Annotated in this window: 8 protein-coding genes; 7 read left to right on the forward strand and 1 reads right to left on the reverse strand. The window is 54.6% G+C overall.

Features of this window, described 5'->3' with window-relative positions; translation table 11 throughout:
* From H512_RS0119430 to wzy, 7 genes are all read left to right on the forward strand, one after another.
* Positions 1-1,304, forward strand: a 1,304-nt coding sequence (locus tag H512_RS0119430) for a UDP-glucose dehydrogenase family protein (RefSeq protein ID WP_156899579.1), incomplete at its 5' end; no start/stop codon positions are given.
* 25 nt (positions 1,305-1,329) lie between these two features.
* A complete protein-coding gene (locus tag H512_RS0119435; protein WP_026784832.1) occupies positions 1,330-2,337 on the forward strand; it encodes an NAD-dependent epimerase in 1,008 nt (335 codons plus the stop codon).
* A 240-nt stretch (positions 2,338-2,577) separates the two neighbouring features.
* Positions 2,578-3,813: an oligosaccharide flippase family protein gene (locus tag H512_RS0119440; RefSeq protein WP_169507188.1), complete on the forward strand. Its 1,236-nt coding sequence runs from the start codon at positions 2,578-2,580 to the stop codon at positions 3,811-3,813.
* 162 nt (positions 3,814-3,975) lie between these two features.
* Positions 3,976-5,085 carry a glycosyltransferase gene (locus H512_RS26640; protein WP_281170374.1) on the forward strand — a complete coding sequence of 370 codons (1,110 nt, stop codon included), beginning with the start codon at positions 3,976-3,978 and terminating at the stop codon, positions 5,083-5,085.
* A 174-nt stretch (positions 5,086-5,259) separates the two neighbouring features.
* Complete coding sequence (locus tag H512_RS0119460; protein ID WP_156899580.1) at positions 5,260-6,327, forward strand: glycosyltransferase; 1,068 nt, start codon at positions 5,260-5,262, stop codon at positions 6,325-6,327.
* On the forward strand, positions 6,324-7,520 hold the full coding sequence (locus H512_RS26645; RefSeq protein ID WP_084798642.1) for a glycosyltransferase: 1,197 nt from the start codon (positions 6,324-6,326) through the stop codon (positions 7,518-7,520). Before H512_RS0119460 ends, H512_RS26645 begins: the two co-directional genes overlap by 4 nt.
* Before the next feature lie 4 nt (positions 7,521-7,524).
* Positions 7,525-9,027 (forward strand): O-antigen polysaccharide polymerase Wzy, encoded by a 1,503-nt coding sequence (gene wzy, locus H512_RS26650; protein ID WP_084798643.1) that lies wholly within the window; start codon positions 7,525-7,527, stop codon positions 9,025-9,027.
* Positions 9,028-9,495: 468 nt separating this feature from the next.
* Here wzy and H512_RS26655 read toward each other — a convergent pair.
* Positions 9,496-10,605: tetratricopeptide repeat protein (locus H512_RS26655; RefSeq protein WP_169507190.1), on the reverse strand; the 1,110-nt coding region annotated here is incomplete at its 5' end.

Genomic DNA, 10,605 nt, shown 5'->3' on the forward strand with positions numbered 1-10,605 from the left:
TGAAAATCGTGATGATCGGTTCTGGCTACGTCGGCCTTGTTTCAGGCACATGCTTTGCCGATTTCGGCCATGACGTGGTGTGCATGGACAAGGCGGTGGAGAAGATCGCGGCGCTGGAGCGCGGCGAGATCCCGATCTACGAGCCCGGCCTCGACGCGCTGGTGGAGAGCAACGTCAAGGCGGGGCGCCTGACCTTCACCACCGATCTCGCCGGCCCGGTGGCCGAGGCCGACGTGGTGTTCATCGCCGTCGGCACGCCGTCGCGGCGCGGCGACGGCCACGCCGATCTCAGCTACGTCTACGCCGCCGCCCGCGAGATCGCCGCGGCGGTCAAGGGCTTCACCGTCGTCGTCACCAAGTCGACGGTACCGGTGGGGACGGGCGACGAGGTCGAGCGCATCATCCGCGACACCAATCCCGAGGCCGACGTCGCCGTGGTCTCCAACCCGGAGTTCCTGCGCGAGGGCGCCGCCATCGACGACTTCAAGCGGCCCGACCGCATCGTCGTCGGCTACGAGGACGAACGGGCGAAGGCGGTGATGACCGAGGTCTACCGGCCGCTCTACCTCAACCAGGCGCCGCTTCTCTTCACCTCGCGCCGCACGAGCGAACTGATCAAATATGCCGGCAACGCCTTCCTGGCCATGAAGATCACCTTCATCAACGAGATCGCCGACCTCTGCGAGAAGGTGGGGGCGGACGTGCAGCAGGTGGCGCGCGGCATCGGCCTCGACGGCCGCATCGGCGCCAAGTTCCTGCACGCCGGCCCCGGCTACGGCGGCTCGTGCTTTCCCAAGGACACGCTGGCCCTCGTCAAGACGGCGCAGGACCATGACAGCCCGGTGCGGCTGATCGAGACCACCGTTGCCGTCAACGACACGCGCAAGCGGGCGATGGCGAGGAAGGTGATCCAGGCGCTGGGCGGCGACGCCCGCGGCAAGACGGTGGCCGTGCTCGGCCTGACCTTCAAGCCGATGACCGACGACATGCGCGACAGCCCGGCCATCTCGATCATCCAGGCCTTGCAGGACGCCGGCGCCAGGGTGGTCGGCTACGACCCCGAGGGCATGGCCAACGCCCGCGCGGCCATCGACGGCATCGCCCTGGCGAGCGACGCCTATGACGCGGCGAGCGGCGCCGACGCGCTGTGCATCGTCACCGAGTGGAACGCCTTCCGGGCGCTCGACTTCGACCGCCTCAAGGCGCTGATGGCCGCCCCGGTGCTGGTCGATCTCCGCAATATCTACCGCCGCGACGAGGTCGAACGCCACGGCTTCAGCTACACCAGCGTCGGACGGGCCTGAACGGGAGCCTGAACGGGGGACGGACATGCGCTTCCTGATCACCGGCACCGCCGGCTTCATCGGCTTCCATCTGGCCAGACGCCTCCTCGACGACGGCCACTTCGTGGTCGGCTTCGACGGGATGACGCCCTATTACGACGTCCGCCTGAAGGAGGCGCGCCACGCCCTCCTCGAACGCTCGAACGGCTTCCGGGCGGTGATCGGCCAGCTGGAGGACGCCGCGACGCTCAGGCAGGCGGCCGACCTGGCCGAGCCCGAGGTGATCGTCCACCTCGCCGCCCAGGCCGGCGTCCGCTACAGCCTGGAGAACCCCCGCGCCTATGTCGACGCCAACCTCGTCGGCAGCTGGAACGTGCTGGAACTGGCCAAGGCCTGCGAGGTCAGGCACCTGATGCTCGCCTCGACCTCGTCGGTCTACGGCGCCAACGACAAGGTTCCCTTCGCCGAAAGCGACAAGACCGACGAGCCGCTGACGCTCTACGCCGCCAGCAAGAAGGCGATGGAGGCGATGGGCCACGCCTACGCCCATCTCTGGAAGATCCCCACCACCGCCTTCCGCTTCTTCACCGTCTACGGCCCGTGGGGCCGGCCGGACATGGCGCTGTTCAAGTTCGTCGAGGCCATCGAGACGGGCGCGCCGATCGACGTCTACGGCGAGGGCAACATGCAGCGCGACTTCACCTATGTCGGCGATCTCGTCGAGGCGATCGTCCGCCTGGTGCCGGTCGCGCCCAATGAGGGCAATCGCGTCACGGCCGACGGCGTGACCGACACGCTGTCCAAGCAAGGCCCATTCCGCATCGTCAACATCGGCGGCGGCCAGCCGGTCGGCCTCCTCGACTTCATCACGGCGATCGAGACGGCGCTCGGCAAGCCGGCCGTCCGCAACCTCCTGCCCATGCAGAAGGGCGACGTCCCCCGGACCTACGCCGCCCCGGACCTCCTCAGGGAACTCACCGGATACGTGCCGGACACCAGCGTGCCGACAGGGGTGAGGAACTTCGTCGAATGGTACAGGACCAAAAGAGGGTGATGCGAAGAGAGAAATTCATTACGAATAGATAAAAGGCAAAATGAAATCTCCATGTCAAAAAGCAAATTCATGCTGCAATAAAAGCTGCATTATAAAGATTTTTAATTTGTAATATTCTGGATGTTTAGCCTCGCCACCTCTTGGTGGTGCTCGACCGCAGTGCCTTCCGGCTGCTTTGTTTGCGTATGAGGCTGATTAATGGTGAAATGCCCGCCGCGCTTCGTTTCCAGGATTTTCTCAGTGCCTCAGATAAAGTCTTCACGTAATAGTTTAAAGAAAAATACAATCTGGATGATGGCTGGGAATACATATTATTCTTTATGCCAGTGGCTTGTTCTCGTCATTATAGCCCGGTTCGGCGGCACCAAAGATGTGGGAGTTTTTACCTTAGGGCTTGCTATCACAACGCCGGTCGTCATGTTCTTTGCGTTGGGCATGCGCACGATCCTGGCGACTGACACCCGCCAAGAGAGAGATTTCAGCGCGTATTTTCTTGTAAAGACCATAACGTCAATAGGGGTGCTTGTTGTCTGTTTCGGCATTGCCTTGTGGTTCAGTCAAGGAAAATGGTTGGTCATATTCATTGTTGCGATATCCAAGACCATCGAGTCTATCTCGGATATGTGCTACGGTTACGCGCAACAGGATCAACGTCTAGATAGAGTGGCAATTTCCCTTATTGTAAGAGGAACGCTTAGTACATCCCTTCTGGCAATCATATATATGGAAACCAATGATCTGGCCGCTTCTGTTTGCGCCTACACAGCAAGCTGGCTTTTTATACTTTTTATCTACGATAGAAAAAATCTCCCGGAGACGCCGCTCCACTTCGATAAGCAAGTCGCTGCCGGCATGCGTTCGCTTTTCCAGATTGGCTTGCCTCTGGGAATCACTGGCCTGATGGGACTGCTGGGACCAAATATTCCGCGATATGTACTCGAAAATGCATATGGCGCCGAAGCCTTGGGAGTTTTCTCCGGCATGGCTTACTTCATTACCATCGGGAATATTCCTGTAATGGCCTTGGGACAATCCCTTGTCCCGATTCTGGCGAATTATCATGAGAAGAAGGAGCACAAGAGCTTTTTCAGCCTTGTCCTAAAGGCGCTCGCCAGCATTCTTGTGATGGGCTTGCTCGGCATTGCGGCAGCCTACCTTTTAGGAGCCTTTGTTCTCAACTTGGTCTATGGCCCCGAATTCGCGACGCGCGCCGATGTTTTGCCTCTAATTGCGATCGCTGCAGCTATCGGTTACCTTGGAAATATCCTTGGTTACACAGTCAGCGCTGCTAAAATATATATCGCGCAGGCACCTGCCTTTGCCTTTGTCGCTCTGACGAGTCTTTGCTGCGCATTGGTTCTTATTCCTCGTTTCGGCGTAGAGGGAGCAGCTTATACGATGGTGCTGAACTCATTGATGTCGCTTCTGGCCCCGATATTGCTTCTCTTTATCTATCGCAAGCGCAAGATTGCATAGAAATTACACGCTTGTCGTCCAATACGCAGGATAACCCCCGCGCCGATCCAGCTTCTCGAGACCTATCTGTTGGGTAGATAGATCTTCCGACATCCGAAATTGCACGGCCCTATGAAAGCTCGCATTATGTCAAAAGCGAAAGTTCTCCATAGTGTTGCGTCTATGGAATTTGGTGGGATACAGACGTGGCTTGTGGATCTGGCCAGAATGGCCAAAGACAGCGACGTTCAAATAGACATTATAACTTATGCTGATTGGGATATGCCGCTGGCGGATGAAGCAAGGAAACTCGGCTGCAAAATATTCGTATGCCCCAACCACCACAATCCGCTAGCTCTTTTTAAGAAATTAAATGAAATAAATAGAGAGAGTGGTCCGTATATAGCGCTACATGCCCATAGCCTGTATTATAACGGTCTCGTCCTGCTTTGCGCAAAGCTCCTCGGTATCCCCGCCCGCATCTCCCTGAGCCACAATTCGGCTCTCGGACAACATGAAAGCGTTATCCGCCGCATATACAATTTGAGCATGAGGGTACTCATCCACCTTGTCGCGACGCACCTGCTCGCAGTCAGCGCACCTGCCGGACGAAAGCTCTATGGTAAGCTGTGGGGAAAAGATAGGCGTAGCGGACTACTCTACTGCGGAATCAACTTCGACAGATTTGCCCCTCAAAAGCAATCCGACCCTTCTTTCCGGGCAGAGTTGGGCATCCCCCAGTCCGCTAAAGTTGTCGGACATGTCGGACGTTTCCTTTATCAGAAAAATCACACTTTTCTCGTCGAGTCCATGGCGGAGGCCATGAGAAAAAAGGAAGACCTCTGGCTCCTGCTTGTTGGAGATGGGATATTGCGCCTGGAAATTGAGGAACAGGCGAAAGCGCTTGGAATATCCAATCGAACAGTGTTCGCTGGGATAAGAAGTGATATACCGAAAATTCTTGTCAATTGCGTCGATCTCTTTGTAATGCCGTCTCACTTTGAAGGGCTTCCTCTGGTCTTGCTGGAGGCACAGGGTGCGGGCAACAAAATACTTGTCTCCGATAACGTGACCAAGGAAGTCGACGTGCTCCCTGAGTTAATTGAACGTCTTTCTTTGAGTGAAACGCCCCAGCTCTGGGCCGACACGGTAATCTCCCTTGTTGAGAAAGCGCCCCCCATTTCTCGCGCCGAGGCCTATGAGAAAATGGTCAAAAGCCATTTCTCCATCCAGGAGTCGTTTCGTGCCGCTCGCGCCGTATGGATGTCCAAAGCGACACTCGCAAATAATTGAAATGTTCAATCTGCGCACTTGGCCAAAAAATAGCGGCAGCCGAACGCGGTTTGCTGCTGGATACCTCCAGGAATCCAGCATGTTGCTGCTGCCTCTCTGCCACTACTGTCGATAAGGACATAAGTAACGGCCTTTAGTACGCAAACGCGCATAAATATATGCGGAGGATTGATATTGAAAGTTCTTCATATATGCGAAACTGTAAAGGCTGGAACAGCGACTTACCTGAACGAGCTTGTTCCCTTGCAGGAGTGCGAGGAAGATATGCAGGTCAAGTTGCTGATGCCACGGGAGCACGCCGTGCAGGTTCCGGATATTGATGCTTCCGCTTTGGTTCTATTCCGGCGCCGCAGCAGGGCTCTCGGTCTACCATTTCTGTTTCTTGCCACTATTGTTACGCTATTTCAGTTTCGACCGGATATCGTGCACGCTCATTCGACATTTGCCGGCGTTGTTGGACGCTTGGTTGGGTATCTTTGCCGCGCAAAGGTAATCTACTCACCGCACGGATGGGCCATGGATCGGGAACAGCCCGATTTTTTGCGGCGTCTGTACGCGAGGCTTGAACTGGGCCTAAGCAAACTCACCACGCATTTCGTCGCCGTTTCGGAACACGAGGTTCAACGCGGTATTCAGTTGGGTATTCAGGCTGAAAAGATTACCAAAATCTATAATGGGTTGCGGGAGTCCGTCCCAGCCTTCTTTCCCGTCGTATGGAACGATTCCAGGATTAAGATCCTCTTTGTTGGCCGGCTGGATAAAGATAAGGGCGTAGATATATTGTTGGAAGCTTGCCGGCTTCTAACTAAAGAGGCCGTTCTGCACGTCATTGGCGGGGCTGTTGTTGAGAAGCAGAGCTTTTCGGTAGATGATTACCCGCACGTGACATTCTACGGATGGATGAGTGCCGAATCTATTCCCTCACATATGGCTTCGTGCGATGTTGTCGTCGTTCCCTCGCGTTGGGAAGGCTTTGGCTATGTCGCTGCTGAGGCGATGAAGCTATCGAAGCCGGTTTTTGCTGCGAATGTTGGTGGATTGAAAGAGTTAATCGAGGATGGGGAAACGGGTTTTCTTTTCCCAGCCGAAGATGCTACAGCCCTTGCCAAGCTTATAAAGGGGGCAGATCGCGGAAGACTGCAGAAGATGGGCCAAGCCGGACGCATTCGGTTCCAGGAGAAATTTACGTCTGAACGTATGGCAAGGGAAGTTCGTTCAGTTTATAAAAAGGTTATGAGATGAAAAAAGCTTACGTTATTCTGGACGGATATTATGGACAATTGGAAGGGCGTCCGGCGAGTAACCATCTCAGCTATGAAAATTTTTGGGTTCGTTATACAAGGGCGTTTGACCGAGTCACTATTATAACGCGGGTTGGAAAATGGCAGGTCAAGGGTGGGAATTTTATCGAGGGCCCCGGGGTGGAGGTTATTGCCTTACCCGAAATAAGAAAGATCTTACCGTTTCTTTTTTACATACCTAAGCTTATTCTGCTTCTTTCGAGATTGCCTAGGGATGCATCTTATATTCTGCGGAGCCCTGGGTTCATTCCCTCAATAGCGTGGTTTGTGCTTCTCGCGCGTCGTATCCCTTTTGGGGTTGAGATGGTCGGAGATCCCCAGGACGCTTTGGGAAAGGGATCTGGAACACAACCGTTACGCCCGCTCCTTAACCTCTTTTGGACCCTGACCTCAAAAGGGCAATGCTTGACGGCTGCCGCGACGGCATATGTGACCAAGCGGGCGCTTCAAAGGCGGTACCCCCCCACCTCGGGGACGCCTTCCTTTAGCTACACCTCATTGGACCTGCACGACGCGGATTTTGCAAAGACCGCGCGGCGAGTTGAGGATTTTGATGTGAGCGCGCCGACTTTTGTAAATGTTGCAATGATGCATCAGAACATTAAAGGACAGGACGTACTTCTGACCGCATTTGCAGAGATCAGAAGGCGCGGAGTTGACGCGAGGCTGGTTCTCATTGGCGATGGAGACAATCGCCTGCAATTCGAGCAGCAGGCCAAAGCCCTCGGCGTCGCGGATAGCGTACGGTTCACAGGCCTGTTGCCGAGAGGGCCTGCTTTATACAAGGAGCTAGATGAGGCTGACCTTTTTGTGCTTCCATCGCGTCAGGAGGGCTTGCCACGGGCTATGATCGAGGCCATGGCGCGTGGTCTTCCGTGTGTTGCATCCGACGTAGGGGGAGCCAATGAGCTCGTACCGGAAGAGGAGCTCATTGCCAAAGGGGATGCCGAAGGTTTGGCAAACCAGATACTGAGGCTGCTCTCGGACCCTGAGGCGCTGGCAACTCAATCCCAAAGAAATTTTGAAACAGCACATGATTATCATAGAGACATCGTATCGGAAGAAAGACGACGCTTTTATGCTACACTGTTATCTTTGACCGAGCAGGCGGGGAAGAACGGGTCTGGAGGGTAGGGATATGGGTGTATTTATTTATTTTATAGGCAGCGCTCTATCGACGATATTCTTCTTCTTTAGTTTGGACAGGGATGGTGCGGCTTCTTCTGGTATCACCTACGGTTTATCTCTGGCCTGCGTCCTTGCGCCGGTTGCCACTTTTTTGGTTTGGCGAAGGCGGACAAATAGCTCCTTTGATCCGTTGACCCTCTTTCTTTTGTCGCAGCTTCTCTTCCTTGCCGGGCATCAGCTCCTGCATGTGTTTTTTATGGACGATTCAATTCAAGGAATATTGAATGGGATATTCCCAACAAGAACGGTGAATATGGCACTGTTTATGGTCTTTGTCTCTTTTGTATGTTTTGGCGGGGGGGCTCTTTTCCGTTCCTTAAGTATAAACAAAATTCAAATATGGAAGAGTCCCGTGAACGAGACGTTGCTTAGGGTGCAAGAACTAATCTGTGTTAGAACGGGTATTATATTGGTGGCGATATCCGCCATTCCTTTTATTTATAGTTTTAGCTGGTATATGTCGACAATATCGACCGGAGGTTATGAAGCTGTATACGATCCGGAAAATGCGCAAAGCCTCTTTGAGAGAATCGCCTTTATTTTAATGGAACTCTCGGTTCCTGGCGCAATATTCTTAATCGCAGGCGGAAAGAGCAGGAAGATCCCTCTGATTGTTGGATGCGCTGTCCTGTTTCTCTATGCAGCCATGAATTTTATAGTTGGAACCAGGGCGCATGCGATCATGCCGATTCTCGCTGCCGCGTGGGTCTGGCATCGAAGGGTCTCCTCCCTTCCCGCTCTTCCAACCTTATTGTTGGGCTTGTTTACAATTTTTGTCGTGTTTCCGGTTATCGCCGTTGTCCGCAGCTCCGGGCTATCGGACAAGCTGGCCGTTGATACATTGATCAACGCCTACGCTGGGCTTGATAATCCGATTATAAGTATTCTGGATGAAATGGGGAAGTCCGGACTACGCATCACAGCATGGGTCTATGAGTTAGTTCCTATTGTCCGAGATTATGATTACGGTAAGAGTTACTTTTTTGCAATTCTGGCACTTATTCCGAACGTATTTGGTGGCGAGCATATAAGTTCAGTCAATAGATTGTCGTTATGGATTACCCAGGCCATTCGTCCAGAGTGGGCGCTTGTAGGAGGGGGATTCGGATTTTCATATTTGGGGGAAGTCTATCTGAATTTCGGATGGTACGGTGTCACTATTATTAGTTTTCTGCTTGGGTGGCTAATTGCCGGGTTCGTCTTGAAGTTGGCGCGAAATCAATCATGTATTACGCTTGCTTATTATGGTTGCGTATGTGCAATATTGACCTTCTATCCCAGGGCGGAGACGCAGCAGATAATAAGAAATATAGTCTGGTATGGTGCGATACCTTATTTTATGGCGATAATTTTATATAAAACCAGGTCTGCTGGATCTGGCAGATATGGGGTTGCCGCGGGCACGGCAAGAAATATTGAAAGCGCCAATCCGCGCACTAGAAGCGGTCCGTAGGCTGGGTTAACGAGGCCACTGCGACACGCGCTTCGGGCGGCCGTCGGAGAAGAGATCCACGGCCGGAGGCTGCCCGCCCCTCCGCCGTTGCTTCGAGCATCCACCGCGCAGGATGTCGTCCGGCTTTCGGAATCAAATCTATCCGGCTTGCGGCGGCCGCGACTTCTTCCGAGCGCCGCGGATCATCGAGATGTAAACTAATGCGAGAGTTTGCCGACCATCCGACCATCCGGATGGGCGAATTCGCTTTCTGGAATCTGAAGCCTTTAGCTTTGGGAGTCCCAAGCGAGCGGTTACGAAGAGACGCCCGAGACGCTCCGCGGCTACACCCGCAGCCGGGAGTGTGCAGCACTCCGGTTTTGCCGGGGCACCCAACCCTACGCTCCCTGCTGGCTTGCGGGCGGCGCCAACCCTGCTTTCCGAAAATAGAGCCATTTTCGACAATTCGGCCCAGTGCGCCCTGTTTCGTCACATACCTGCGGCCTCGACGGCAAGCACCCTAACCGCGCTGCCATTGAGCGGGCCCAGTCTGCAGCGATCGCCCGCCGGGCCTTTATCACAAAGGGCGGTGAGAGATTTAATGGTTGCCGAGGTCAGCAGACCATTAAGGGGGCCCTTATAGAGGCCTCTGGCTTTCATTTTATCCTGAAGCGTATAGATAAAAGCGTTTTCGTTGGCCCAGCGCATACCATTCAGGAGGTTGACTTGCAGCGTGACCGGAGCGTCCCAGACAAGCTTCGATATGCTGCGATAGTCCGCGTGACCTGTCGCCGCCGCGGCCTGAATCAAGAGTTTTTCCTGAAGCATGCTATTCGGGTCATAAAGGGCTGAATAGCGATTCAGCAGTTGAGCCGCTGTTGCCGGCGATTTCCGGATCATGTCGCCGCGGCCGTTTCTATAGATCGCAACCAACGTCCGGGCAGCTTGGCGATTTCCCGCCTCCGCCGCCTCTTTCAGGACCTTGATGGCCTTTTGAGGCGCTTTGGCAACTCCTCCCTGACCATACAGGTAAACGTTGGCAAGAGCCGGTGCCGCACCATCTATGCCAAGTGTCTCTGCGTTGCGAAGCGCGGCTATGCCAAGTTTCACATCGGACATTGAGCCAAATCGCCCATTTAGGTGCCCATCCGCCAAGGCCAGCAGGCTCTGGCCATGTCCGGCTTTGGCATTCTGCACCAGCAGTGCAATGGCCTGTTTGGGATTTTTGGGAATCCCCCGGCCTCCGTCCCGATTGATCATTGCCAGCTGATAGCGCGCCGTGGTGTTTCCCTGTGCGGCTGCTTGCTCATAGAGCTGCAGCGCTCGTTTCGGGTCCGCCGCTATATATTCTCCATTGTAAAGTATATCGGCGAGCTTGAGCGTTGCTCCAATATCCCCTTGAGATATGCCTTTCTCCAAAAGAGCTATAGCTTTTTCGACATTTCGCGGCTGACCAATTCCTTGAAACGCTGCATCTGCGAGATTGACGAGAGACGCCTTTGATCCCGCGTCGGCGGCTTTCTGGAACAGCTCTGCCGCCTTGGCGCCATCGGCGGCCACCACGGTGCCGTCGCGATAAAGCTCGCCCAGGCGGACGTA

Origin of the sequence: Pleomorphomonas koreensis DSM 23070 (genome assembly GCF_000425185.1) — a bacterium.
Lineage (GTDB): Bacteria > Pseudomonadota > Alphaproteobacteria > Rhizobiales > Pleomorphomonadaceae > Pleomorphomonas > Pleomorphomonas koreensis.